This is a genomic window from Bauldia litoralis (assembly GCF_900104485.1).
Classification (GTDB): domain Bacteria; phylum Pseudomonadota; class Alphaproteobacteria; order Rhizobiales; family Kaistiaceae; genus Bauldia; species Bauldia litoralis.
On the sequence record NZ_FMXQ01000002.1, the window covers coordinates 28,388 to 52,635 of the forward strand.

24 protein-coding genes are annotated in these 24,248 nt (G+C 65.1%); 18 read left to right on the forward strand and 6 right to left on the reverse strand.

The window, feature by feature from the left end:
* Nucleotides 1-235 precede the first annotated feature (235 nt).
* The 11 genes from BLT60_RS04075 to BLT60_RS04125 all read left to right on the forward strand — a co-directional run bounded on the left by BLT60_RS04075 (nt 236) and on the right by BLT60_RS04125 (nt 10,599).
* Nucleotides 236-2,089 (forward strand): putative bifunctional diguanylate cyclase/phosphodiesterase, encoded by a 1,854-nt coding sequence (locus tag BLT60_RS04075; RefSeq protein ID WP_090874972.1) that lies wholly within the window; start codon nt 236-238, stop codon nt 2,087-2,089.
* 83 nt (nt 2,090-2,172) lie between these two features.
* The gene (locus BLT60_RS04080; RefSeq protein ID WP_090874973.1) at nt 2,173-3,339 is read left to right on the forward strand and encodes a cysteine desulfurase family protein; all 1,167 of its coding nucleotides are present in this window, start codon (nt 2,173-2,175) and stop codon (nt 3,337-3,339) included.
* A gap of 57 nt (nt 3,340-3,396) precedes the next feature.
* Complete coding sequence (gene sufB, locus BLT60_RS04085) at nt 3,397-4,866, forward strand: Fe-S cluster assembly protein SufB (protein ID WP_090874974.1); 1,470 nt, start codon at nt 3,397-3,399, stop codon at nt 4,864-4,866.
* 28 nt (nt 4,867-4,894) lie between these two features.
* Nucleotides 4,895-5,392: a cupin domain-containing protein gene (locus BLT60_RS04090; protein WP_090874975.1), complete on the forward strand. Its 498-nt coding sequence runs from the start codon at nt 4,895-4,897 to the stop codon at nt 5,390-5,392.
* 43 nt (nt 5,393-5,435) lie between these two features.
* Nucleotides 5,436-6,191, forward strand: coding sequence for a Fe-S cluster assembly ATPase SufC (gene sufC, locus BLT60_RS04095; RefSeq protein WP_090874976.1), 756 nt, complete (start codon nt 5,436-5,438; stop codon nt 6,189-6,191).
* A gap of 14 nt (nt 6,192-6,205) precedes the next feature.
* The gene (gene sufD / locus BLT60_RS04100) at nt 6,206-7,552 is read left to right on the forward strand and encodes a Fe-S cluster assembly protein SufD (protein ID WP_139167753.1); all 1,347 of its coding nucleotides are present in this window, start codon (nt 6,206-6,208) and stop codon (nt 7,550-7,552) included.
* Complete coding sequence (locus BLT60_RS04105) at nt 7,552-8,799, forward strand: cysteine desulfurase (RefSeq protein ID WP_090874978.1); 1,248 nt, start codon at nt 7,552-7,554, stop codon at nt 8,797-8,799. The genes sufD and BLT60_RS04105 overlap by 1 nt, the downstream gene beginning before the upstream one ends.
* Nucleotides 8,796-9,266, forward strand: coding sequence for an SUF system Fe-S cluster assembly protein (locus BLT60_RS04110; protein WP_244521143.1), 471 nt, complete (start codon nt 8,796-8,798; stop codon nt 9,264-9,266). The genes BLT60_RS04105 and BLT60_RS04110 overlap by 4 nt, the downstream gene beginning before the upstream one ends.
* 15 nt (nt 9,267-9,281) lie before the next feature.
* Nucleotides 9,282-9,725 (forward strand): VOC family protein, encoded by a 444-nt coding sequence (locus BLT60_RS04115; protein ID WP_211200082.1) that lies wholly within the window; start codon nt 9,282-9,284, stop codon nt 9,723-9,725.
* Nucleotides 9,726-9,821: 96 nt separating this feature from the next.
* The gene (locus BLT60_RS04120; RefSeq protein WP_090874980.1) at nt 9,822-10,208 is read left to right on the forward strand and encodes a HesB/IscA family protein; all 387 of its coding nucleotides are present in this window, start codon (nt 9,822-9,824) and stop codon (nt 10,206-10,208) included.
* Nucleotides 10,209-10,227: 19 nt separating this feature from the next.
* A complete protein-coding gene (locus BLT60_RS04125) occupies nt 10,228-10,599 on the forward strand; it encodes a TfoX/Sxy family protein (RefSeq protein WP_090874981.1) in 372 nt (123 codons plus the stop codon).
* Between the two features lie 6 nt (nt 10,600-10,605).
* Here the strand turns inward: BLT60_RS04125 and BLT60_RS04130 are convergent, their stop codons facing one another.
* The gene (locus tag BLT60_RS04130; protein WP_090874982.1) at nt 10,606-12,102 is read right to left on the reverse strand and encodes a DEAD/DEAH box helicase; all 1,497 of its coding nucleotides are present in this window, start codon (nt 12,100-12,102) and stop codon (nt 10,606-10,608) included.
* Between the two features lie 236 nt (nt 12,103-12,338).
* Here BLT60_RS04130 and BLT60_RS04135 point away from each other — a divergent pair, with 236 nt between their 5' ends.
* The gene (locus BLT60_RS04135) at nt 12,339-13,295 is read left to right on the forward strand and encodes a cation diffusion facilitator family transporter (protein ID WP_090874983.1); all 957 of its coding nucleotides are present in this window, start codon (nt 12,339-12,341) and stop codon (nt 13,293-13,295) included.
* A 35-nt stretch (nt 13,296-13,330) separates the two neighbouring features.
* Here BLT60_RS04135 and BLT60_RS04140 read toward each other — a convergent pair whose 3' ends face one another.
* Nucleotides 13,331-13,777, reverse strand: coding sequence for a hypothetical protein (locus BLT60_RS04140; protein ID WP_090874984.1), 447 nt, complete (start codon nt 13,775-13,777; stop codon nt 13,331-13,333).
* Between the two features lie 158 nt (nt 13,778-13,935).
* Between BLT60_RS04140 and BLT60_RS04145 the strand changes: the two genes are divergently transcribed.
* Complete coding sequence (locus BLT60_RS04145; RefSeq protein WP_090874985.1) at nt 13,936-14,529, forward strand: tetratricopeptide repeat protein; 594 nt, start codon at nt 13,936-13,938, stop codon at nt 14,527-14,529.
* Nucleotides 14,530-14,558: 29 nt separating this feature from the next.
* On the opposite strand, the gene parE is transcribed toward BLT60_RS04145, so the two are convergent.
* Entirely contained in the window at nt 14,559-16,619 is a 2,061-nt protein-coding gene (gene parE / locus BLT60_RS04150; RefSeq protein WP_090874986.1) for a DNA topoisomerase IV subunit B, read from the reverse strand.
* Between the two features lie 267 nt (nt 16,620-16,886).
* Between parE and BLT60_RS04155 the strand changes: the two genes are divergently transcribed.
* The 3 genes from BLT60_RS04155 to BLT60_RS04165 all read left to right on the forward strand — a co-directional run bounded on the left by BLT60_RS04155 (nt 16,887) and on the right by BLT60_RS04165 (nt 20,490).
* On the forward strand, nt 16,887-17,735 hold the full coding sequence (locus BLT60_RS04155) for a sulfotransferase (protein ID WP_175478289.1): 849 nt from the start codon (nt 16,887-16,889) through the stop codon (nt 17,733-17,735).
* A 491-nt stretch (nt 17,736-18,226) separates the two neighbouring features.
* Nucleotides 18,227-19,021 carry a tetratricopeptide repeat protein gene (locus BLT60_RS04160; protein WP_090874988.1) on the forward strand — a complete coding sequence of 265 codons (795 nt, stop codon included), beginning with the start codon at nt 18,227-18,229 and terminating at the stop codon, nt 19,019-19,021.
* 161 nt (nt 19,022-19,182) lie between these two features.
* Entirely contained in the window at nt 19,183-20,490 is a 1,308-nt protein-coding gene (locus BLT60_RS04165; RefSeq protein WP_090874989.1) for a calcium-binding protein, read from the forward strand.
* Nucleotides 20,491-20,534: 44 nt separating this feature from the next.
* Here BLT60_RS04165 and BLT60_RS04170 read toward each other — a convergent pair whose 3' ends face one another.
* The 3 genes from BLT60_RS04170 to xth all read right to left on the reverse strand — a co-directional run bounded on the left by BLT60_RS04170 (nt 20,535) and on the right by xth (nt 22,081).
* Complete coding sequence (locus tag BLT60_RS04170; RefSeq protein ID WP_090874990.1) at nt 20,535-20,891, reverse strand: hypothetical protein; 357 nt, start codon at nt 20,889-20,891, stop codon at nt 20,535-20,537.
* Between the two features lie 74 nt (nt 20,892-20,965).
* On the reverse strand, nt 20,966-21,256 hold the full coding sequence (locus BLT60_RS04175) for a hypothetical protein (protein ID WP_090874991.1): 291 nt from the start codon (nt 21,254-21,256) through the stop codon (nt 20,966-20,968).
* 42 nt (nt 21,257-21,298) lie between these two features.
* On the reverse strand, nt 21,299-22,081 hold the full coding sequence (xth, locus tag BLT60_RS04180; RefSeq protein WP_090874992.1) for an exodeoxyribonuclease III: 783 nt from the start codon (nt 22,079-22,081) through the stop codon (nt 21,299-21,301).
* Between xth and BLT60_RS04185 the strand changes: the two genes are divergently transcribed.
* Nucleotides 22,059-22,667, forward strand: a complete 609-nt coding sequence (locus tag BLT60_RS04185) for an OsmC family peroxiredoxin (RefSeq protein WP_342028568.1) — start codon at nt 22,059-22,061, stop codon at nt 22,665-22,667. The two genes, xth and BLT60_RS04185, sit on opposite strands and share 23 nt — an antisense overlap.
* Before the next feature lie 93 nt (nt 22,668-22,760).
* Nucleotides 22,761-24,248 (forward strand): AMP nucleosidase, encoded by a 1,488-nt coding sequence (locus tag BLT60_RS04190; RefSeq protein ID WP_090874994.1) that lies wholly within the window; start codon nt 22,761-22,763, stop codon nt 24,246-24,248.

The following is a 24,248-nucleotide window of genomic DNA, read 5'->3' on the forward strand; positions in this document are numbered from 1 at the left end:
GTGGCATTCATATCACGATGGACGGGGGCAATTTCAAGCAAAACGGCGGATGCCAGGGCGGCGTCGGTTCGGAGCCGGCCCTGGCGTCCGGCGCGAGCCCGGCGCGGGGGCGGGCTATGTTAACGCACCGGTTACCAAAACGCGCTTGAACGGCCCGCGACATGGCGGTTGCAGGCGCGTTTTTTCTTAACCTCTAGGCACCTAATGTGAGAGTTCAACCGCACCGGGACCCGGCATGCCGCCACACGACGAGAGCCTCAGCCAGTATCTTCTTGCCCTAGAGCATGAGGTCCTCATTGTCGTCGCCACGAACCAGGACCTGGGAGCGGCGATGGATTTGTTGTGCCGGCGGGTCGAGGAGATCGTCCCCGATGTCACAACGTCGATTCTGGCCGTTGACGACGAGGGCCGGCTTCGACCCCTTGCCGGGCCGTCCGTGCCGGAAGTCTTCAGCCGGTCGATTGACGGGATTCCGATCGGTCCAAACATTGGCTCCTGCGGAACCGCAGCCTACAAGCGCGAACCGGTTGAGTGCCACGATCTCGAGACCGATCCGCTCTGGCGGAATTTCAAGGAGATTCCGCTGCAGCACGGCCTGAAGGCCTGCTGGTCGAGCCCGATCCTCGCCAAGGACGGCCGGGCCGTCGGCAGCTTTGCCTTCTATTACCGCGAGAAGCGTGGTCCAAGCGCGATTGATCTCCAGATCGTCGAGAGCTGCATCCACCTCTGCACGATCGCCATCGAGCACGACCGTGCCCGCGAGCAGATCCGCCGGATCGCCTATGTCGATCCGATCACCGGATTGCCCAACCGCAGCGCCTTCCAGTCCCGCGGTGTAGCGATCCTGGCCGAGGCGAAGGAGACGGGGCGAACGCTGGCGGTCCACTATCTCGACCTGGACGATTTCAAGGGCGTCAACGATACGCTGGGTCACCGCGTCGGCGACATGGCCCTCCATCAGATCGGCGAGCGGCTCCTTGAAGTCGCGGGCAAGGAGGCCCTGATAACCCGGTTGGGTGGCGACGAATTCGCGATCCTCCAGCCCGATGCCCGGCCCGTCGATGCCGAACGCCTTTCCGGGGCGGTTCTTGCGAGTTTCGAGACGGATTTCGTCGTCGAGGGACATGTCATCTCGCTGGGCGCGAGCTGCGGAATTGCCCGTGCGCCGGACGACGGCGTCACGCTGATCGAACTGATGAAAAACGCCGATCTCGCTCTCTACCGGGCGAAGGCCGATGGGCGCGGTCGCTGCCGCTTCTTCCTGCCGGAGATGGCCGACGCCGTACGACGCCGGCGTGAACGCGAGGCGGACCTGCGGCGGGCGATCGAGAATGACGAACTGGCGCTGGTCTATCAGCCGATCGTCGATCTCCAGACCGGCCGCATCACCAGTTGCGAGACATTGCTTCGCTGGAACCACCCAACCCGCGGACTGGTACCGCCGACTGAATTCGTGCCGATGGCCGAGGATATCGGTCTGATCCCGGTCATTGGCCGATGGGTCCTGAAACGGGCCTGCGCCGAGGCGACCCGATGGCCGGAAACCGTTTCCGTCGCCATCAACCTGTCAGCCGTTCAGTTGAGAAACCCGAGCTTCTCGACCGAGGTGAGGCGAACGCTGGCGGACGTTGGCCTCGATCCGCACCGTTTGATCCTCGAGATCACCGAGTCGGTTATTCTTGCCGAGAACCGGCAGACCAAGGCGGTCCTGTCTGAATTGCGACGGGCCGGTGTGCGACTGGCCCTCGACGACTTCGGAACCGGCTACTCGTCGCTCCGCTCGCTCAGGGTCTTTCCCATCGATACGATCAAGATCGATAGGTCCTTTGTTGCCGAACTCGGCCGCACGCCGCATGCGATGACGATCGTCACGGCCGTGATCGTCCTGGCCAGGGAACTCGGCATGAAGACGACCGCCGAGGGCATCGAGACGGCCGGGCAGATGGACTGGCTGACGGAAGCCGGATGCACGGAAGGGCAGGGCTATCTCCTTGCCCGCCCGAAGGCGGCAGCAGAGGTGAGACAATTCCTCGCTGCGGAATGCGCGCTTGCCGCACCCGAGGAACCGCGGCGTCTGGCTGCCGGGTGAACCGGCGTCAAGCCGCGACTCGACGAGGCCCTGACTGACGGTGTGATTTGCGTTTCGCCGGAAACCGTGTTTTTCCAACCGCGATGACCCGCCTCTATCTCGATTACAACGCAACGGCGCCGCTTCGTCCCGAGGCGCGGGACGCCGTCGTCTCCGCATTGTCGACGGTCGGTAACGCCTCCTCCGTCCACGCCGAGGGGCGCGCTGCGCGCGGACGGGTCGAGGCGGCCCGGCGTCAGGTCGCCGGCCTGGTCGGCGCCGATGCCAAGCTCGTCACCTTCACCAGCGGCGGCACCGAAGCTAACAACACGGTGCTGGCGCCGGACTGGCGGATGGGCAGCGAAGCGCATCGCGCCGACATGCTGCTGGTTTCGGCGGTCGAGCATGTCGCCGTTCTTGCCGGTGGCCGCTTTCCGCCGGAGCGGGTGCGGACGATTCCGGTCGACGGCGACGGCGTGGTCCGGCTCGACAGCCTCGAACGGCTCCTCGAGGAACTTGCTGCCAGTGAAATCCGCCCGCTGGTCTCCGTCATGCTGGCGAATAACGAGACGGGGGTGATTCAGCCCGTTTCCGAGGTCGCCCGTCTCGCCCACCGCGCGGGCGCGATCGTCCATACCGATGCGGTTCAGGCCGCCGGACGGATGCCGATCGACATGGAAGCCCTTGGCGTCGATGTGCTGACCCTTTCGGCGCACAAGATCGGCGGCCCCCAGGGTGCCGGCGCGATCGTGCGGGCATCGGAGGCGCTGACCTTCCCGCCGCTCCTCGTCGGCGGCGGCCAGGAAAAGCGCCAGCGGGGCGGGACCGAGAATGTCGCGGCGATAGCCGGCTTTGGCGCCGCCGCCGATGCCGCCGCTGCCGACCTCGCCAAGGGGCCGACCTGGGCGGATTGGCGCACCCGGTTGGCGGAAACGCTCCGCCAGGGCGGAGTGCCGGTCACGGTGTTCGGCGACAACGCACCGCGCCTGCCGCAAACGCTGTGCGCTGGCCTGGAGGGCGTTACGGCGGAAACCCTGGTGATCGCACTCGATCTGGAGGGCGTCGCGGTGTCGTCCGGCTCCGCCTGTTCGTCCGGAAAGGTCGCGGCCAGCCATGTCCTGGCGGCCATGGGGGTGCCGGACAAGGTCGCAAAAACCGCAATTCGCATCTCCTGGGGGTGGGAATCCACGGAATCTAGCTTAGATTTATTCGCAAATAGGTGGGGCCGCGTGCTAAGGCACGTAGCGCCGGGACACATTCGGGCGGCTTGAGCCGCGCCGAAATGCTCGACCCGCGGTCCTTTAAACCGCAGTGGATGGAGTACGTTAATGCCTGCCGTTCAGGAAACGGTCGATACCGTACGCGGCATCGACGTTGACCAGTACAAATATGGATTCGTCACGGATATCGAAACGGACAAGGCCCCGATCGGCCTTTCCGAGGATACCGTGCGCTTCATTTCGGCCAAGAAGAACGAGCCGGAATGGATGCTCGAATGGCGCCTCGACGCCTATCGCCGCTGGATCAACATGATCGAGCCGACCTGGGCGCGCGTTCACTATCCGAAGATCGACTTCCAGAGCATCTACTACTACGCCGCGCCGAAGAGCACCGCCGGGCCGAAGAGCCTCGACGAGGTCGATCCGGAATTGCTGGCGATGTACGACAAGCTCGGTATCCCGCTGCGCGAGCGCGAGGTGCTGGCCGGGGTGCAGGGGGCCAAGGTCGCTGTCGACGCGGTGTTCGATTCCGTCTCGGTCGTCACCACCTTCAAGGACGAGTTGAAGAAGGCCGGCGTCATCTTCTGCTCGATCTCCGAGGCGATCCGCGACTATCCGGACCTCGTCAAGAAATACCTCGGCTCGGTCGTGCCGGTCACCGACAACTTCTATGCGACGCTGAACTCGGCCGTCTTCTCCGACGGATCCTTCGTCTATGTGCCGGAGGGCGTCCGCTGCCCGATGGAACTGTCGACCTATTTCCGCATCAACGAGAAGAATTCCGGGCAGTTCGAGCGGACGCTGATCATCGCCGAGAAGGGCGCCTACGTTTCCTATCTCGAGGGCTGCACGGCGCCGATGCGCGACGAGAACCAGTTGCACGCGGCCGTGGTGGAGCTGATCGCGCTCGAGGACGCCGAGATAAAATATTCGACCGTCCAGAACTGGTATCCCGGCAACGCCGAGGGCAAGGGCGGCATCTACAACTTCGTCACCAAGCGCGGCGACTGCCGGGGCGACCGCTCGAAGATTTCCTGGACCCAAGTCGAGACCGGCTCGGCGATCACCTGGAAATATCCGAGCTGCATCCTGCGCGGCGACGACTCGATCGGCGAGTTCTATTCGATCGCGGTGTCGAACGGCTACCAGCAGGTCGACTCCGGCACCAAGATGACCCATCTCGGCAAGAACACGAAGAGCCGGATCATCTCGAAGGGCATTGCCGCCGGGCACTCGCAGAACACCTATCGCGGCCTGGTCACCAGCCATCGCAAGGCCACCGGCGCCCGCAACTACACCAACTGCGACTCGCTGCTGATCGGCAACGAATGCGGCGCCCATACCGTGCCGTATATCGAGGCGAAGAACCCGACGGTCAATTTCGAGCATGAGGCGACGACGTCGAAGATCTCGGACGACCAGCTTTTCTACGCCAAGAGCCGTGGGCTTGGCGACGAGGAAGCCGTGGCGCTGATCGTCAACGGTTTCGTCAAGGACGTCATCCAGCAACTGCCGATGGAATTCGCCGTCGAAGCGCAGAAGCTGATCGGCGTCAGTCTGGAGGGCAGCGTCGGCTAGGTCGGCGGATAACGGAGGGAAGGGCGATATGAGCGATACGCTGAAACCGGTGGTGAACATTTCGGAGGTCGATTTCCGCGAGTCCAGCCACGGCGACAAGTTCGCGGCGAAGCTCGGACGGGTCGGCCCGATGATCGGCTCAGACGGTCTCGGTTGCACGGTGACCATTGTGCCGCCCGGCAAGGCCGCCTTTCCATTCCATGCCCATCACTGCGTCGACGAGATGTTCGTGGTGCTGGTCGGCACCGGCGAATACCGCATCGGCGACGAGCGCTACCCGGTGAAGTCCGGCGACGTTCTCGCGGCGCCCGCCGGCGGGCCCGAGACCGCGCACCAGATCATCAATACCGGCGAAGGCGATCTTCAGTATCTCGCCTTCTCCAGCAAGGCCGAAGCCGACGTGGTCGAGTATCCGGATTCCGGAAAATTCGCGGTCACCTCGCGCCACGACTGGACGTCCGGCACCGGCGGCGTGCGCTTTGTTGGCCGGCCCGAATCCTCTGTCGGCTACTGGGACGGCGAATAGCCGTCCGTTCATCAACCCGAGACGTTAGAAGACACCAGATTCAATGGCACTGCTCGAAATCGAAAACCTCCACGCCACGGTCGGCGACAAGGAAATCCTCCGCGGCATCGACCTGAAGGTCGGCGAGGGAGAAATCCACGCGATCATGGGGCCGAACGGCTCCGGCAAGTCGACGCTGGCATACGTGCTGGCCGGTCGCGAAGGCTATGAGGTGACCGCCGGCACGATCCGCTTCCGCGGCGACAACCTGCTCGAGATGGAACCCGACGAGCGGGCGGCCGCCGGCGTGTTCCTCGCTTTCCAGTATCCGGTCGAGATTCCCGGCGTCGCTACCATGACCTTCCTCAAGGCTGCCCTGAACGCCCAGCGCAAGGCGCGCGGCGAGGCCGAATTGTCGACGCCGGACTTCATGCGCAAGGTGAAAGGCGCTGCAGAACGCCTTAATGTGACTCAGGATATGCTGCGCCGGCCGCTGAATGCCGGCTTCTCGGGCGGCGAGAAGAAGCGGAACGAGATCCTGCAGATGGCGCTGCTCGAGCCGTCGCTCTGCGTGCTCGACGAGACCGACTCCGGCCTCGACATCGATGCGCTGCGGCTGGTCGCCGATGGCGTCAACCAGCTTCGCTCGCCGGAGCGCGGCATGCTGGTCATCACGCACTATCAGCGGCTGCTCGAATACATCGTACCGGACTTCGTCCACGTGCTTTCGGCCGGCAAGGTCGTTCGGTCCGGCGGCAAGGAACTGGCGCTTGAACTCGAGGCGCGCGGCTATGCCGAATTCGCGGCGGACGCTGCGTGAGTGGAGCGACCGCGATGAACGCCCCCCAACGTCCAATGCGGACCGAAGCCGAGCAGGCGCTGCTCGACGCCTGGGAGAATGCGCGCACCGGCCTGCCGGGCGGCAGCCTGGTTGCGGCCCGGCGTGCGGCTGCGATCGCGCTGTTCAGCGACAGGGGGCTGCCGCACCGCCGGGTCGAGGAATGGAAATACACCGACCTTCGCGCCCGGATGCGCAACGCCTATCCGCCGGCGGAACGGCCGGACGCCGAGGCAGCGGCACGGGCGGTGTCGGCGCTCGCCGACCCGCTGGACGGTGTCGACCGGTTTCGGCTGGTGATGGTCGACGGCTTCTTCTTCGACGAACTCTCCGATCGCGGCCCGCTGCTGGAAGCCGGCATCGCGGTCGCGCCGCTGGCCGAGTTGCTCGCCGCTGACGGCGACATGGCGGCCGGGCTGCTGGCGACCTCCGACGTGGCCGATGGCGATGTCGCCGTCGCGCTGAACACGGCCTTCGCCACCGATGGCGTGGTAGTCTCCGTTCCCAAGGGCGCCGCGCTCGGCAAGCCGATCGAACTCGCTCACGTCACCAGTGAAGGCACACCGCGCGCATCCACGGCCCGCAGCCGGATCGTTGTGGGCGAGGGCGCATCGGTGCGCTTCATCGAAAGCCATCGCGGACCGGCCGGCGCGCCCTACCAGGTCAACACCCTGGCCGACCTCGACATTGCGAGGGGCGCGCTGGTCTCGTGGTCGCGTCTCCAGACGGAGAGCGATGCGGCACAGCACCTGACGACTTTCGTCGCCCGGATGGCGGATGACTCAAGCCTCGACCACCTGTCGGTCAACCGCGGCGCGGCGCTGGCCCGCTGGCAGGGCTTCGTCCGCATCGAGGGCAGTCATGCCCGTGCCGGCTTCTATGGCGCGACGATGCTTTCCGACAAGGAACATGGCGACAACACGCTGGTCGTCCGCCATGTCGCCCCGGACTCGGTCAGCAACGAGTTGTTCAAGAACGTGGTCGACGACCGGGCGACCGGCGCGTTCCAGGGGATGATCGCGGTCGAGAAGCTTGCCCAGAAGACCGACGCCAAGATGATGACCCGGGCGTTGCTCCTCTCGGACGAGGCGCAGTTCGCCTCGAAGCCGGAGCTCGAGATCTTCGCCGACGACGTCCGCTGCGGCCACGGCGCAACGGCCGGCGATATCGACCACACCCAGCTCTTCTACCTGATGTCGCGCGGCCTGCCGCGGCTTGAGGCGGAGCGTCTGCTGATCGAATCCTTCCTCGACGAGGCGATCGACGCCGGCAGCGACGGCGCGGTCGCGGAATCGCTGAAGGGCATCGTCAGCGGCTGGCTGGCGCGGCGGGGAGGGGCGTGATGAACGCGCCCGCCGCCGTCAGGACCGAGCCTTATGACGCCGAGGCCGTGCGCCGCGACTTCCCGATCCTGGCGCGGACCATCTACGACAAGCCGCTGGTCTATCTCGACAACGCCGCGTCGGCGCAGAAGCCGCAGGCGGTGATCGACGCGGTGTCGGCCGCCTATGGCGCCGAATACGCCAACGTCCATCGCGGCCTGCATTTCCTCTCCAACCTCGCCACCGAGAAATACGAGGACGCGCGCGAGACCGTGCGCCGCTTCATCAACGCCGAGCAGGTCGAGGAGATCATCTTCACCCGCAACGCCACCGAGGCCATCAACCTCGTCGCCTCGTCCTTCGGCGGCATGGCGATCGGTGAGGGCGACGAGATCGTCCTGTCGATCATGGAGCATCACTCCAACATCGTGCCGTGGAATTTCCACCGAGAGAGATCGGGCGCGGTGATCAAGTGGGCGCCGATCGCCGACGACGGCACCTTCCTGCTCGACGAGTTCGAGAAGCTGCTGACCGATCGCACCAAGATCGTCGCGCTGACCCAGATGTCGAACGTCACCGGCACGGTGGTGCCGATCAAGGAGGTCTGCAGCATCGCCCATGCCCGGGGCATCCCGGTCCTGGTCGATGGCAGCCAGGGTGCGGTGCATGCGCCGGTCGATGTCCGCGACCTCGATTGCGACTTCTACTGCATGACCGGCCACAAGCTCTACGGACCGACCGGCATCGGTGTCCTGTACGGCAAGGGCGAACTGCTCAGGGCGATGCCGCCCTATATGGGCGGCGGCGAGATGATCTCCGAGGTGACCGAGGCTGGCGTGACCTATGCCGAGCCGCCGCACCGCTTCGAGGCGGGGACGCCGCCGATCGTCCAGGCGATCGGCCTGGGCGCCGCGCTGACCTATATCGAAAGCATCGGCCGCGACCGTATCGCCGCGCATGAAGCGGAGCTTCGCGCCTATGCGATGGAGCGCCTGTCGAAGATCAACAGCCTGACGCTCTACGGCACGACGGCCGACAAGGGCGCGATCCTCGCCTTCAACATGGCCGGCGCCCATCCGCACGACATCTCGACGATCATCGACCGTTCGGGCGTCGCGGTGCGGGCCGGCACCCATTGCGCACAGCCGCTTCTCGCCCGATATGGAACGACAGCGACATGCCGTGCTTCCTTCGGCATGTACAACACGCTGGCCGAGGTCGACGCGCTGGCCGAGGCCCTGCAGAAAGCCCATGAGTTCTTTGCATGAGTGAAGCCATGGAAGACCGCCCGACCGACATCGCGACCGGCGAGACGCCCGAGCCGACGGCTGAGGCCTCGGCACCGGAGACCGCGCAGGTCGTGGCTCCCGAGCCCGAGGCCGGAGCAACGACGCCGCGCGCCACCGGCTCGGCGATCCCGCCGGAGGAACTGGAGCGCCTGACCACCGACATCGTCGCGGCGCTGAAAAGCATCTACGACCCGGAAATTCCGGCCGATATCTACGAGCTCGGCCTGATCTACAAGGTCGATATCGACGACGACCGCAATGTCGCGGTCGACATGACGCTGACCGCGCCGGGCTGTCCGGTCGCCGGGGAGATGCCGGGCTGGGTGGAGAACGCCGTCAGCCTCGTCGCCGGCGTCGGACAGGTCAATGTCTCGATGGTCTTCGACCCGCCGTGGACGCCGGACCGCATGTCCGACGAGGCGCGGGTCGCCCTCGACTGGTACTAGGGCCGGGAGCCTCGTGTGAGCACGGTTCGAAAAACCATCCCGGATCGGCCGGAGCTCAACGGTATCCTGGAAACCTGCCTCTACTGCGACGACGTCGCGGTGACGCGCGCCTTCTACGAGCGGGTCTTCGGTTTCGAGTCGATGGTCGTCGAGGACCGGATCGTCGCCATGGATGCCGGCCAGGGCCACGTCCTGATCCTGTTCAGGCGCGGCGGGACGCTGACGCCGGTTCCCGTCGCCGGCAGCTTCATCCCACCGCATGACGGCGGCGGCCAACAGCATTTCGCCTTCGGCATTCGCGGCGACGCCTATGACGCCTGGAAGCAGTATCTGATCTCGGAAGGGGTCGCGATCGAGAGCGAGGTCGACTGGCCGCAAGGCGGCAAGAGCCTCTATTTCCGGGACCCCGACGGGCATCTCGGCGAACTGGCGACGCCCGGGCTCTGGTCGAACTATTGATGAGACGGTTCGGGACAACCGCTTGTCTCACCGGGCGAAACGCCCCATCTTGATGCTGGTAACCGTCGCTCCAGCGGCGAACAGGGAAATGACGTCATGGCGAATGCACGCCCCCGTCCTTCAGTAATGCACCTGACCGAACGCGCCGCCGAGCGCGTGCGCGAGATCGTCGACGGCACCGACAAGCCGCTGCTCGGTGTCCGCGTCGGGATCAAGAAGGGCGGCTGCGCCGGGATGGAATACACCCTCGACCCGGTCGAGGCGGCCATCCCGGGCGACGACGTCGTCAGCGAGCACGGGGTGAATGTCTACGTCGACCCCGGCGCCATCCTGTTCCTGCTCGGCAGCGTCATGGACTACGAGACCACCAAGCTGCGTTCGGGTTTCGTGTTCCAGAACCCCAACGAGGTCTCCGCCTGCGGCTGCGGCGAGTCGGTGATGCTGAAGCCGGCGGAAGCCGAGGGCGCGGCCACCAGCGCGTAGCGACGGGCCGGACGCCCAGATGGCCGGCGCGTTCCAGGATTACATCAGCGAATTGTTCGAGCCGCTTGGCGGCGTCGCGTTCCGCAGGATGTTTGGCGGCGTCGGCATCTTCAGGGGCGGCATCATGTTCGCCCTGACGATCGACGACGCGCTCTACCTGAAGACCGACGAGGCGAGCCGGCCGCGGTTCATCGCCGAGGGCGTCGGACCGTTTGTCTTCGACAGCCGCGGCAAGACCGTCACCACCTCATATTGGCGACTGCCCGAGCGGCTCTTTGACGAGCGGGACGAGTTCGCCGATTGGGCGGCGGAGGCGCTCGCTGTCGCCGAGCGTCTGCACAAGCCAAAATCAGGAAAAGTCAGGAAATCCGCACCGAAAGCCGGGCGCTGACGTCGATCAGGTCGACGTCCGCACCGGGCGGAGCAGGAACTGCGGCACGTCCTCGGAACTGCCGAAGGCCGTCTCCATCTCGCGAGCCGGTTCGCGTTCGCGCTTGCCACGCTGCGGGCGGGGCTCGCCCTTCGGCCGGCGCGGCCCGCGCGACCGCTGGTTCGATCCCGAGCGCTCGTCCGGCTTGGCGTCTGCCTCTGCGACCTTCTCAGGCGCTGCGGCGGGGGCTTCGGCCTTCGCGGCCTCGACCGGGGCCTCTGCCTTGGCCGGCGCATCCGCCTCGGCCGGCGCTTTCGCCTCGGCCGGAGCGTCTTTCGTCTCGGCGGGCTTCGGCTTCTGGCCCCGCTTGGCGTAGCGGGCATTGGCCAGTTCGTCGTCGGCCTCGACCTCGAGCGTCTCGATCGGCTGGCCGGTCAGCTTGGCGATGCCCGCGACATACTTGCGGTCGAGCGGGGTGGCGATGGTGATCGCGGTGCCCTTGCGCCCGGCGCGGCCCGTGCGGCCGATGCGATGGATGTAATCCTCGGCGTGGGTCGGGACGTCGAAATTGAAGACATGGCTGACCGCCGGAATATCGAGGCCGCGCGCCGCGACATCGCTGGCGACAAGCAGGGTCAGCTTGTTGGCCTTGAAGTCGGCAAGCGTCGCCATGCGCGAGCGCTGGTCCATGTCGCCATGCAGCGCGCCGACCGAAAAGCCGTGGCGTGCGAGCGAACGTTGGACCACCGCGACATCGCGCTTGCGGTTGCAGAAGATGATGGCGTTGGTCAGGTCCTTGGCATCGCGGATCAGCTTGCGCAGGACGGCGCGCTTGTCGACGGACTCGCGGCCCGAGGGGACCAGCAACTGTGTGACGGTGGTCGCCGCGGTCGACGGGGCCGAGGCCTCGACCCGGACGGCGTTGGAGAGGAAGGCGTCAGCGAGGCGCTTGATCTCCGGCGGCATGGTCGCGGAGAAGAACAGCGTCTGGCGGGTAAAGGGCAGAAGCTTGCAGATGCGCTCGATGTCCGGGATGAAGCCCATGTCAAGCATGCGGTCGGCTTCGTCGATCACCAGGATCTCGACGCCGTTCATCAGGAGGTTGCCGCGCTCGAAATGGTCGAGCAGGCGTCCGGGCGTCGCGATCAGGACATCGGCGCCACGATCGAGCTTCTTCAACTGGTCGACGAAGGAAACGCCGCCGATCAGCAGCGCAACCGTCAGCTTGTGATTGGCGCCATAGCTGTTGAAGCTCTCCTCGACCTGCGCCGCGAGTTCGCGCGTCGGCTCGAGGATCAGGGTGCGCGGCATCCGCGCCCGGGCCCGTCCGCGCTCCAGCGTGGTCAGCATCGGCAGCACGAATCCGGCGGTCTTGCCGGTGCCGGTCTGGGCGATGCCCAGAACGTCACGCCGCGCCAGGACGTGCGGAATCGCCTGCTCCTGGATGGGAGTCGGTGTGTCGTAGCCAACCGCCTCGACTGCGGCGAGTACCTTCGGACTTAGTCCGAGTTCGGAAAATTTCATCTTTTTGAGCAGCCCGGCCCTTGGCCGAAGTCTGACGGAACGGTCAAGGACACGGGACCGTCAATCGGATTGAATTCGTCCCGGAACATAGGCAAAGGCCACGGATTGTCAACGATTACCGGGATTTAATCTAATCTCGAGGTAAACGGCGAAGTACTTGTGTAAGGCGACACGCCGCTTTGCCCCCGGCGGGTGCAATTGCTGGCAGGCCGGCAAGGGTGCGAGGAGGGGATCGCGTGAGCGGACATCACCATCATCACCATGATCATTTTGACGGCGAAGGGGGGAGTTCCGGCGATCGCCGGGTGTTGTGGGCGGTCGGGATCAACGTCCTCCTGACGGTCGCCCAGGCGATCGGCGGCATCTTCGCGGGCAGCCTCTCGCTCGTCGCCGACGCGCTCCACAATTTCAGCGACGCGGCGTCGCTCGGCATTGCCTATATCGCGCGCCGCATCGCCCGCCGCCCGTCGGACGAAACCATGACCTTCGGCTACGTACGGGCCGAAGTGGTCGCGGCGCTGATCAACTACACCACGCTGATCATCGTCGGGATCTTCCTGGCCTATGAGGCGATCCTGCGCTTTTTCGAGCCCGAGCCGGTGGATGGCTGGCTGGTCGTGATCATCGCCGGGGTTGCGCTCGCCGTCGATATCGGCACCGCGGTAATGACCTACGCGATGTCGAAGAGCAGCATGAACATCCGGGCCGCCTTCCTGCACAATGTCGCCGACGCCATGGCCTCGGTCGGCGTGATCGTCGCCGGCATCCTGATCCTGGTCTTCGACTGGACGATCGTCGATCCGATCATCACGCTGGCGATCTCGGGCTATATCCTGTGGATGGCCTTCTCCGAGATCGGCGCCGCCATCCGGATTCTCATGCTCGGCACCCCGCCGGACCTCGACATGCCGAAGCTCGTCGCCGCGCTCTGCGCGGTGCGCGGCGTCAAGAACGTCCACCACCTGCATGTATGGTCGATCGACGAGCGGGCGTGCGCCCTCGAAGCCCATGTCGTCCTGCCCGAGGAGGCGGACGACCAGGCGGCGGGCGAGGCAGTCAAGAAGCGTATCAGGAGCCTGGTGGGCGAGAGCTTCGGCATCACCCATTCCACTCTCGAGATCGAGCGTGCCTCGGCGCCGTGCGAGGGCGATGACGCACAGGTCATCGGCCACCGCATCGCGCCGCAGGGTTAGGCGAAGGACGCCGAGCGGGTTGCGCCGGTGCGCCCCTAGTTCGTCGCCGGGCCGAAGATGTATTCCGTCGGCGAGAACAGGTGCAGTTCGTAGGTCTCGTCGTAGCCGTCGGCCGGATTGATTGTCTCGATGAAGATCGAGAGACCGTCGACGTCGGATTCCGTCATGTAGTCGACGACATCCAGGCCGAGTTCGCCGAGTTCCTTGATCTCCACCGATTTCTCGACGACGGCGGCGCCATCGACTTCGTAGGCAAGCCACTGGATGAACAGGCGTGCGGTGACCGGTTCAAGTCCGGTGCGCGCGACGACGATGCGGTAGGCGCCGCTCTTGTCGTCGTTTTCCCACGATCCGCTGATCCGCACATCCTCGATCGCGCCCGGAATGGAATTGACCGCGTCGGCGACATCATCGGCGAGCGCCGTCCCGCCCAGTCCCACACCAACGCTGAAGCCGGTGATCAGGGCATACTTGCGGTACATCTAGATTTCTCCTGACAGTCGTTCATCGAGAACGTTCGTTGAAACGGCTGCGAGGTCTACCAACCGGCGGTTGGCTTGGCTAGATATGAGGATCGCGGGCAGCCGACCATGTTGAACACTGACGGTGTCGCGCTTGCCGAAGCGATCTGGAGGGCGCATTGGACGCCGACCCTGACAATGATGATGCCCGCGAGGCCATCAACCGATCCCACGCGATGCTCGCCAAGGATCCCGGCGCAGCAATCGCCGACCTCGAAGCGTGGGCCGATCGGGGATCGGTATTGGCCATGGCGCATCTGGCAGGGGTGTACTACGCCGGAAAACATGTCCAACGGGACTTTCGCCAGGCCAATAGCTGGTACCGAAGGGCCGAACTGAGCGGCTGGCCGGAGGCCTCCTTCATGACCGGGCTCACCGCGATGCAACTTGGGGAGGAAGAAGCCGCTTTCGCGGCTTATTCGAGGGGCGCCCGGCTGGATCACCTGCCTTCCATATACAGGCTCGCCATCATGTACGGGGATGGGACCGGGACCGAGGAGGACCCGGTCGCCTATCGCAGCCTTCTGGAGCGCGGAGCCGCGATGGGCCACATGTATAGCCGTCGCGACCTCGGACTTGCTTACCTGAAAGAAGGAAGCGGCTTGTCGCTGATGCGCGGACTGGCAATGATCGCTGGCGTCTACCTGTCGGCGCTCGGCATCGCGGCAAGAGGCATTGCAACCGGCCGGGAGATCGACGACCGGTTACGCTAGGATTCCCCTCGCATCGTCTGGTCCGACGGTCAGATATCGAGATCGTGGGCGAACTCGGCCCGCTCCTGGATGAAACGAAAGCGCTCCTCGGGCTTGTTGCCCATCAGGCTCTCGACGCTGGCGCCGGTCTCGTCCACGCCGACCACCTGGACCCGCAACAGGACGCGGTTCGCCGGGTTCATCGTGGTTTCCTTGAGCTGGGCAGGGAGCATCTCGCCGAGGCCCTTGAAGCGGCCGATATCGATCTTCGACTTGCCGTTGAATGCCGACTTCATCAGTTCGTCCCGGTGCTTCTCGTCGCGGGCATAGACCGTCTTGCTGCCCTGGGTCAGCCGGAAAAGCGGCGGCACCGCCAGATAGAGATGGCCGCGATCGATCAGCTCGGGCGTCTGGCGATAGAAGAAAGTGATCAGCAGCGAGGCGATATGCGCGCCGTCGACATCGGCGTCGGTCATGATGATCACCCGCTCGTAGCGCAGGTCGTCGTCGCGGTAGCGGCTACCGAGGCCGACGCCGAGCGCCTGAACGAGATCGGACAACTGCTGGTTCGCCGCCAGCTTGTCGCGGCCGGCATTGGCGACATTGAGGATCTTGCCGCGCAGCGGCAGGATCGCCTGGGTCGCCCGGTTGCGGGCCTGCTTGGCCGAGCCGCCGGCGGAATCGCCCTCGACGATGAAGATCTCGGTGCCTTCCTTGCTGCGCGACGAGCAGTCGGCGAGCTTGCCCGGCAGCCGCAGCTTGCGGGTGGCGTTCTGGCGGCCGATTTCCTTTTCCTTGCGCCGGCGCAGGCGCTCCTCGGCCCGGTCGATCACCCATTCGAGCAGCTTGTTCGCCTCGTTCGGCGATCCCGCCAGCCAGTGGTCGAAGGGGTCGCGCACCGCATTCTCGACGATGCGGGTCGCCTGGGCGCTGGCCAGCCTGTCCTTGGTCTGGCCGACGAATTCCGGTTCGCGGACGAAGACCGACAGCATGCTGGCGGCCGAGGTCATCACGTCGTCCCCGGTGACGACCGCCGCGCGCTTGTTGCCGATCCGCTCGGCATGGGCCTTCAGCCCCTTGACCAGTGCGGCGCGCAGGCCGGCCTCGTGAGTGCCGCCTTCGCCGGTTGGGATCGTGTTGCAGTAGGAGCGGACGAACCCGTCGCCCGGGAACCAGGCGACCGCCCATTCGGTGGCACCGTTGCCGCTGGCCTTCTCGGTGCGCCCGGAAAAGATCGGGACAATGGTCTTTTCGTTGCCAAGTTCGGCCGACAGGTAGTCGGCAAGGCCGCCGGGGAAGTGGAATTCGGCCTTCTCGGGAATATCGGAGCCTTCGACCAGCGTCTTGTCGCACTGCCAGCGGATCTGCACGCCGCCGAACAGATAGGCCTTCGACCGGCTCATCGCCAGAAGCCGTTCCGGGCGAAACATGGCGCCCTTGCCGAAGATCTCGGGGTCGGGGCGGAAGCGAACCCGGGTGCCACGGCGGTTATGGACCTCGCCGCGCTCCTCGAGGCCACTGGTCGGAACACCCTTGGCGAAGGACTGGCCGTAGAGGCGCCGTCCGCGCGCCACCTCGACATCCAGCGACTCCGACAGGGCATTGACGACCGACACGCCGACGCCGTGCAGACCGCCTGAGGTCTCGTAGACCTTCGAGTCGAATTTTCCGCCGGCGTGGAGGATGGTCATGATGACTTCGAGCGCAGATTTCGACTTGAACTTCGGGTGCGGATCGATCGGCATGCCGCGGCCGTTGTCGGTGACGGTGACGAAGCCATCGGCTTCAAGCTGGACATCGATCCACGTCGCGTGGCCGGCAACGGCCTCGTCCATCGAATTGTCGATGACCTCGGCGAAGAGGTGATGGAGGCCCTTTTCGTCGGTCCCGCCGATATACATGCCTGGGCGCCGGCGCACCGGTTCCAGTCCCTCCAGAACTTCGATGTCGGCAGCCGAATAATCCGCGTCGGCGACCGGATCCCCATTCGCCACCTTGCGCACGGGCGCGGCGCGGGATTGCCGGGCCGCCTTGGCGACAGCCTTGAGGCTGCCGACCTGCGTGTCGACGGACTCGAACAGGTCGTCGGATTCTTTCGCTTTGGTTTTCATTGATTTCTGGGTTCCGGGAAGGCATATCGCGGTGGTCGAATCAGCGGTCAGTTTGACATTTCCATGGCAGGGGCGCGAGGGCGTTCCTGCTCCGTTCCAACGATTGCGGGTCTGACCGGGACCAATGCGGCTGCGCCCTGCCGGGTCGATACAGGCGCTGCTGGACGAAGGAAACAGATGTTGCGTGACGTGAAGGCAGACGGAGGCGTTTCTCCACAACGCAAGGAGGCCTCGCCTCTGCCAGGGACGATTCGCGGGCCGGATTTCATGTGCATCGGCGCGCAGAAGGCCGGGACCCAGTGGTTGTTCGACCAACTCAGCCTGCATCCCGATTTCTGGATGCCGCCGATGAAGGAGTTGAAGTATTTCAACTTCTCCAAGCCCCGCCGGCAGGTGGCGCGCAAGATGCTCAAGGCCGCCGAGACCGATCTGGAGCGCTATAACGCGCGACGGCATCGCGACTTCCGCCGCCCGCTCGTCGCCGAGGATCTGACCTTCCTCTCCGATTTCATCGCGCTTGACCGGCAGGAGATCGACCCGGAGGGCTACAAGGCGCTGTTCGACCGCAAGGGCGCGCTGCTGTCGGGAGACATCACGCCGGCCTATTCAGCCTTGAAGCCGCCGATGGTCGACCGGGTCGCCAGGGAATTCGGCAACGCCAAATACGTCTTCATCGCCCGCGACCCGGTCAAGCGATTCTGGTCGCAGGTCCGCATGCACGTCTTCAAGAAACGTCTGACCGAGGATCTCGACGAGAAGGCGATCGTCAAGCTCCTGTCCCAGCGCCGCTACGACGCGCGCTCCTTCTCGACCCAGATCGTCGCGACCTGGCAGAGCCGGCTGCCGCCCGGTCAGTTCCGGCTGTTCTTCTTCGACGACCTGGTCGGGGACGCGGTAAACTTCCGCAGGGAGATCATCGCCTTCCTCGGCGGCGACCCGGACAAGCCGACGGCGCGGATTGCACCGGACTTCAACCGGAAGAGCGGCAAGTCTTCCGCCCCGATGCCGGACCGCGCCCGCGATCTCATCGCCGAACGGATGGCGGGAGAGTTGCGGGCCTGCGCCAAACAGCTTGGCGGCGCCGCGGAAAAGTGGCCGGGCCTCTACGGGCTGTAGGCTTCCGCGCCGTCCGGCAACCGAGACGGGCTGTCCAGCAGACCTGCGAAATCGGCCGGCGGACGGCGATCAGGCGGGTTTTCAGGCGCGAATCCGGGGACTCGTCAGGCGTGTCCCTGATGGGTGTTGCAGCCTCGCCACAGTGTTCCGAGAAGTTAACCTGTTGCGTCTACAACATCAGGCAGCGCCGCCGTTCGGCCATAAAGTGGCGTGAAGGGTGAGGCTCATTTTCAGGTCGCCTGCCGAGGGGGGCAACGCACCTGACGCAAGATTTGCGATTGGCAATCCCGCATGACGGGAGGCGGATTCTTGTGTCGTCTGCGCTGCCTTCGGACCCAGGTGGCCGAGGCTAGGATGTCATGGAAGTACGTATTTTCGACAAGCTCGAACGGTACCGCCGCCAGACCATGGCCGGCCGGCGCGCGTCCGGGTGCGGTCGAGCGGGCTTTGGGGCCGTGACTGAGTGTGTAGAGCGGCGGAAGTAGTGATCTATGCAGACGCGTAATCTGTTCCCCGGACTGCTGGCATTTGCCGCCATCGGCATGTTTGCCGGTGCCGCGGCGGCCTTCGATGCCAACAGCCTGAACGCCGAGACAGCGCCGACGGATGCGCTTGAATTCGGCCTTGATTCCTACCGCAGCGGCGACAAGGAAGGCGCTCTCGAGGCGCTGAGCTTCGCCGCCGACAAGGGCAACGCGATCGCCCAGTGGAAGCTCGGCCGGATGTATGCCGAAGGCGACGGCACGGCGCGGGACGACTACAAGGCCTTCGAGATCTTCAGCGAAATGGCCGACGCCCACGCCGACGACAATCCGACCCAGCGGGATTCCCGCTTCGTGTCGAATGCCTTCGTCGCGCTCGGCGGCTACTACGAGGAAGGTATCCCCGACACCAACGTCAAGCAGGACCTCCGCCGCGCTCGCCAGATCTACGGCTATGCCGCCTCGTATTTCGGCGACGCCGAGGCACAGTTGAAGCTCGCCTGGATGTATTATCAGGGCGAGGGTGGCGACCGCGATCCGCTGCAGGCCGCCCGTTGGGCGAAGCTCGCCGCCGACAAGGGTGACGCCGAAGCGCAGGCGCTGCTGGGTCACCTGCTCTTCGAGGGCGACGGGATTCCGCGCCAGGCGGTTCTCGGGTTGATGTACCTGACCATCGCCCGCGATCAGGCCGAAGCGGCCGATCGCTGGATCTTCGACATGCAGGAACGGGCGGTCTCTGTCGCGACCGAGAACGAGCGCCGGACCGCCATGGCGCTGGCCGGCGACTGGCTCGACAAGCAGTAGGGCCTGCTCGGCTGCGGCCGATCCGTAAACCAACGAGCAACCAAGCCCTTCAACGGCCGCGTCTTTGGGGCTTTTGAGTCCTTTGCGGTCACGCTCCACTAACCTTTCGCCGTCACCTTCCGCGCCATAGGGAACGACCGAGGCAAGACAGGAGAGCGGAGATGAAGACACTGGTTCAGGTGCACGGCCCGTTTTTTGGACCGGATTTCGTCAAGGGTTGGGGCGATCAGTCCGCCGGCTACACGATCGTCAATTCGACGACCGCGACGCTGACCTTCAATGGCGGGTTCACGACCGACACATTCACCCAGACGCTCACCGGAACCGGCTTCGGCATTACCGCTGACGGTCGACTTACCGGGACCGTTACCAGCTTCGTCGGCGTCAACAATTCGATCCCGGACACCTACTGGACGTTCACCAACATCAGCGTTCCGCTGAACATCATGAACACCCAGGCGACGACTTTGGATTTTGCCGATCTCCTCGTGTCCCCGACGTCTTACAAATACATCGGCGATGTGTTCGACGATTACTACATCATGAGTTCCTTCAACGACATCGCGCGGGGCAAGGCCGGCGACGACTCCTTCTTCGCCCTGAGCGGCAACGACAAGCTCTACGGCGGGCCGGGCGCGGACGAACTGGTCGGCGACCAGGGCAACGACATCCTCCGCGGCGGCCGTGGCAACGACATGCTGCTCGGCGGCATCGGCCTCGATGATATCTCCGGGATGAAGGGGAACGACACCATCTACGGCGGTGGCGACGGCGACACCATCAACGGCGACCAGGGACGCGACACGATCTTCGGCGATCACGGCGCCGACACCATCTATGGCGGCGACAACGGCGACACCATCGATGGCGGCGCGGGCGCCGATGTGATCATTGGCGGCAAGGGGCGCGACCACCTCGACGGCGGCCTTGACGAAGACATTATTCGCGGCGGCGCCGGCAAGGATGTCATCACGGCCGGACCGGTCGACGACGTCGCCGGCGACAAGATGTTCGGCGGCGCCGGCGACGACACGATCAACGGCTACAAGGGCGTCGATGTCCTGCGCGGCGGCAGGGGCGACGACGCGCTGTATGGCGGCGACAACCTCGACAAGCTGCACGGCGGCTCTGGAGACGACATCGTCGTCGGTGGCACCGGGTCGGACACGATCATCGGCGGCAAGGGCAACGATCAGTTGTCAGGCAACGAGGCCGGGGCGGTCGTCCTCGACGATGGGCTCAACAAGTTCATCTTTGCCGGTGATTTCGGCAAGGATGTCATTACCGATTTTCATATCGGCTTCGACACCATCGGCCTGGTCGGCATCAGCGAGGATGACGTTACGGTCAAGACCAAGGGTGACGACGTCAAGGTCATCGTGGAGGAGGCCGGCCACGGCCGCCAGACGATCCTTGTCGAAGGCGTCGCGGACGATTTCGACGCCGATATCGACATCGTCTACGCCTGACGGCGGATCATACTGGGTGATGGCGGCCAGCGGTCGCCATCCCGTCAGCCGGGAAGCCGTGCCTCGATCTCGGGGTCGATGGCGCAACTGGTGATGTCGTAGGGGATGGGCGACATGGCGGTCGTAACCGGCGCCACGGTCACGCCGTCCGGCGTCTCCGGCGTGAACATCGCCATCGGGCAGACATCCGAGACGTAGGTCCAGGACGCATTCTGCGAGAGTGCGTCGCAACGCGCGTAGCGCTGGCGTCCGTGGCAGCCCGGCAGGCAGGCATAGTCGCCGACCTGGTAGCGGTTGCCGGCATTCGTGCAGATCAGGGAAGCCTCGGCGGCTGTCAGCGGCATGGTTGCAAGCGCCGCCATTGCGAAGATCACCGACCCGAGTGCGCTGCGTTTTCTCATGCCGCTCTCCTGTGCCTGACTGTCGAAGTGTCCTGTGCGACGGTGGATTGCTCAAGCCACATCTGCGTGATCGGTCAGTCGTCCAGCCTATCCTCAAGCATCGCCTGCGCCAGTTTTCCCGGCGCAAGGGGCAGGGGTGTCAGGCTGACGGTCGGACAACTGTCCTCGACGACATCCCATGTGGTGACATTCTGCGACATGGCGCAGCGCACCAGACGCCGACCGTCGCCGTTCCGGATGCAGAAGAGATCGCCTTGGTTGAAGAACTGGCCCTCGGCCCGGCAACGACAATCCGGGCCGGCGGTCGCGCCTGTCGGCAGCGTCGCCGCAATCAGGAGGAGGGTGAGGGCGGTGAGCTTGCCCATGCGCCGAGTATAGCACGGTATCGCGCCCCGGCGTAGCCGCCGTCAGACGTCGAGTTCGATCACCACCGGAACGTGGTCCGACGGCTTCTCCCAGCCGCGGGTCCGCTTGTCGATCATCGCCGATACCAGCCGGTCGGCCGCTGGCGGCGAGAGCAGGTGATGGTCGATCCGGATGCCGTTGTTCCGCTGCCAGGCGCCGGCCTGGTAGTCCCAGAAGGAATAGTGGCCGGGCTCGGTCGTGCAGGCGCGGAAGGCGTCGGTCAGCCCGAGGTTGAGAAGGCGGCGGAAACGCTGGCGTGTTTCGGGCTGGAAGAGCGCGTCGTCGCGCCAGTTCTCCGGGTGCCGTGCGTCTTCCGGCTCCGGGATGACGTTATAGTCGCCCGCCATGACGAAGGTCTCCTCCGCCGCGAGATGGGCCCGGGCATACGCCTCGAGCCGGTCCATCCAGCCATATTTGTAGGTAAGCTTCTCTGAGCCGACCGGATTGCCATTGGGCAGGTAGAGCGAGGCGACGCGGATCGCGCCGCCCTTGACCGAGAAGACCGCCTCGATGAAGCGTGCCTGGACGTCCTCGTCATCGCCCGGGAGGCCGCGCGAGATCTCGTCGATCGGCAGCTTCGACAGGATGGCGACACCGTTGAAACCCTTCTGGCCGTGGGTTTCGACGTTGTAGCCAAGGTCCTCGAAGGCTTCGCGCGGAAACGCCTCGTCGGCGGACTTGATCTCCTGGAGGCAAAGCACGTCGGGCGCGGCATCGCGCACCCAGGCAACCGCGCCGTCAATCCGGGCGCGTACGCCATTGATGTTCCACGTCGCGATTCTCAAAGCCGCCTCCGCCAAATGCCGCCGCGAGCATAACGAGCGCGACGCGGCCGGTCAGCACTTTCGAGCGCCGGGCGCCGCCAAAGGAGGCGGTGGACGTCATTGGCTCTGGATTTTCTGGCCCCATCCTCTTATCGATCTGGCGATATCAACAACGAAGGAGGCGGAAATGGCAGTGGTTTCGAAAGCCGACGCGCAATGGAACGGTTCGCTCAAGGAAGGCGGCGGCGAGGTTGCATTCGGCACATTCAGGGGCTCCTACAGCTTCGCCTCGCGGTTCGAGACCGGCGCAGGCACCAATCCCGAGCAGCTGATCGCGGCGGCGCATGCCGGCTGCTATTCGATGCAGTTGTCCGGTGTCCTGACGGCGGGCGGCAATCCGCCGACCAGCATCGACACCACGGCGGAAGTCACCATCGAGGCCGGCGTCGGAATCACCGGCATCAAGCTGGTGACTGAGGCGGCCGTGCCGGGCATCAGCGCGGAAGCCTTCGCCGAGGCGGCCAACAAAGCCAAGGAAATCTGCCCGGTCTCCAAGGCGCTGGCGGCGGTGGAAAACATCACCCTCGAGGCGACGCTGAAGAGCTAGCCCCACGGTGCACGAACAGGTCCCGTCGCCGCGAACCTTGACCGGCGGCGGGCGGTGGCCGACAGTCCGGTGCACCTTGAACGAGGTGCCGGAATGAAAAGCCCCAACGACAGCCTGATCACGCCGAAACGGATTGCCCGCAAGCGCTTCGACGATGCCGAAGCAGCGGTCGCGCGGCTCGAACAGATCTACGAGCGCCACACCGCCTTCCTTCGCGAGCAGTTCGCCCGCATGCTTGCCAATGGAAGTCCCGGCGGGCGGGTCCGGGCGACCTATCCGGAAGTCCGTATCGAGACCACGACCTTCGCCCAGATCGATTCCCGGCTGTCCTACGGCCATGTCGCGGGTCCCGGCGTCTACGCGACGACCATCACCCGACCCGACCTTTTTCGGGAATACCTCGTCGAGCAACTTCGGCTGCTCCTGCGCAATCACAACGTGAAGCTCGAGGTCGGCCCGTCGGCGGAGGCGATCCCGCTGCACTTCGCCTTTCCCGACGGTGTCCATGTCGAGGGCAAGATCGTCGACATGATGGAAACGCCGTTGCGGGACGTCTTCGATGTGCCGGATCTCGCGGTGATGGACGACGCCATCGTCAACGGCACGTTCGAGGCAGCGCCGGGCGCGTCGCTGCCTCTGGCGCCTTTCACGGCATCGCGGGTCGATTATTCGCTCCACCGCCTGCCGCATTACACCGCGACGCTGCCGGGCTTCTTCCAGAATTTCGTGATCTTCACCAACTACCAGTTCTATGTCGACGAGTTCGTCGAGCGCTCCCGGCTGATGATGGCGGCCGGCGACGACGGCTACGAAAGCTTTGTCGAGCCGGGCAATGTCGTCACCTATTCGGGCAGCGACGCGCCGGAGGCCGGCCACGCGCCGGACCGGCTGCCCCAGATGCCGGCCTACCACCTGACCCGGCCGGGTCACATGGGGCTGACGATGGTCAATATCGGCGTCGGGCCGTCTAATGCGAAGACCATCACCGATCACATCGCGGTGCTGCGGCCGCATGCCTGGATGATGCTCGGCCATTGCGCCGGCCTGCGAAACACCCAGGCGCTCGGCGACTATGTGCTCGCCCATGGTTATGTCCGCGAGGACCACGTCCTCGATGCCGACCTGCCGAAATGGGTGCCGATCCCGCCACTCGCCGAGGTTCAGGTGGCGATTGAGGAGACCGTCGCGGAAGTCACCGGCCTGTCGGGCTATGAGCTAAAACGGATCATGCGGACCGGCACCGTGGCGACGATCGACAACCGGAACTGGGAACTGCGCGACCACCGCGAACCGGTCCAGCGGTTCTCGCAGTCGCGGGCGATCGCGCTGGACATGGAGTCGGCGACGGTCGCGGCGAACGGCTTTCGCTTCCGCGTTCCCTACGGAACGCTGCTCTGCGTTTCCGACAAGCCGCTGCACGGCGAGTTGAAGCTGCCCGGCATGGCGTCCGACTTCTATCGCCGCCAGGTCAACCAGCACCTCGAGATTGGCATCCGGGCAATGGAGAAGTTGCGGGCGATGGAGCCCGACCGGCTTCATTCACGAAAGCTGCGAAGCTTCGCCGAAACCGCGTTCCAGTAG

Excerpts from the sequence above, each read along its gene's own strand:
- BLT60_RS04075 (WP_090874972.1), top strand. The coding sequence starts at position 236 with ATGCCGCCACACGACGAGAGCCTCAGCCAGTATCTTCTTGCCCTAGAG.
- BLT60_RS04080 (WP_090874973.1), top strand. The coding sequence starts at position 2,173 with ATGACCCGCCTCTATCTCGATTACAACGCAACGGCGCCGCTTCGTCCC.
- sufB (WP_090874974.1), top strand. The coding sequence starts at position 3,397 with ATGCCTGCCGTTCAGGAAACGGTCGATACCGTACGCGGCATCGACGTT.
- BLT60_RS04090 (WP_090874975.1), top strand. The coding sequence starts at position 4,895 with ATGAGCGATACGCTGAAACCGGTGGTGAACATTTCGGAGGTCGATTTC.
- sufC (WP_090874976.1), top strand. The coding sequence starts at position 5,436 with ATGGCACTGCTCGAAATCGAAAACCTCCACGCCACGGTCGGCGACAAG.
- sufD (WP_139167753.1), top strand. The coding sequence starts at position 6,206 with ATGAACGCCCCCCAACGTCCAATGCGGACCGAAGCCGAGCAGGCGCTG.
- BLT60_RS04105 (WP_090874978.1), top strand. The coding sequence starts at position 7,552 with ATGAACGCGCCCGCCGCCGTCAGGACCGAGCCTTATGACGCCGAGGCC.
- BLT60_RS04110 (WP_244521143.1), top strand. The coding sequence starts at position 8,796 with ATGAGTGAAGCCATGGAAGACCGCCCGACCGACATCGCGACCGGCGAG.
- BLT60_RS04120 (WP_090874980.1), top strand. The coding sequence starts at position 9,822 with ATGGCGAATGCACGCCCCCGTCCTTCAGTAATGCACCTGACCGAACGC.
- BLT60_RS04125 (WP_090874981.1), top strand. The coding sequence starts at position 10,228 with ATGGCCGGCGCGTTCCAGGATTACATCAGCGAATTGTTCGAGCCGCTT.
- BLT60_RS04130 (WP_090874982.1), bottom strand. The coding sequence starts at position 12,102 with ATGAAATTTTCCGAACTCGGACTAAGTCCGAAGGTACTCGCCGCAGTC.
- BLT60_RS04140 (WP_090874984.1), bottom strand. The coding sequence starts at position 13,777 with ATGTACCGCAAGTATGCCCTGATCACCGGCTTCAGCGTTGGTGTGGGA.
- parE (WP_090874986.1), bottom strand. The coding sequence starts at position 16,619 with ATGAAAACCAAAGCGAAAGAATCCGACGACCTGTTCGAGTCCGTCGAC.
- BLT60_RS04155 (WP_175478289.1), top strand. The coding sequence starts at position 16,887 with ATGTGCATCGGCGCGCAGAAGGCCGGGACCCAGTGGTTGTTCGACCAA.
- BLT60_RS04160 (WP_090874988.1), top strand. The coding sequence starts at position 18,227 with ATGCAGACGCGTAATCTGTTCCCCGGACTGCTGGCATTTGCCGCCATC.
- BLT60_RS04165 (WP_090874989.1), top strand. The coding sequence starts at position 19,183 with ATGAAGACACTGGTTCAGGTGCACGGCCCGTTTTTTGGACCGGATTTC.
- BLT60_RS04170 (WP_090874990.1), bottom strand. The coding sequence starts at position 20,891 with ATGAGAAAACGCAGCGCACTCGGGTCGGTGATCTTCGCAATGGCGGCG.
- BLT60_RS04175 (WP_090874991.1), bottom strand. The coding sequence starts at position 21,256 with ATGGGCAAGCTCACCGCCCTCACCCTCCTCCTGATTGCGGCGACGCTG.
- BLT60_RS04185 (WP_342028568.1), top strand. The coding sequence starts at position 22,059 with ATGTTCCACGTCGCGATTCTCAAAGCCGCCTCCGCCAAATGCCGCCGC.
- BLT60_RS04190 (WP_090874994.1), top strand. The coding sequence starts at position 22,761 with ATGAAAAGCCCCAACGACAGCCTGATCACGCCGAAACGGATTGCCCGC.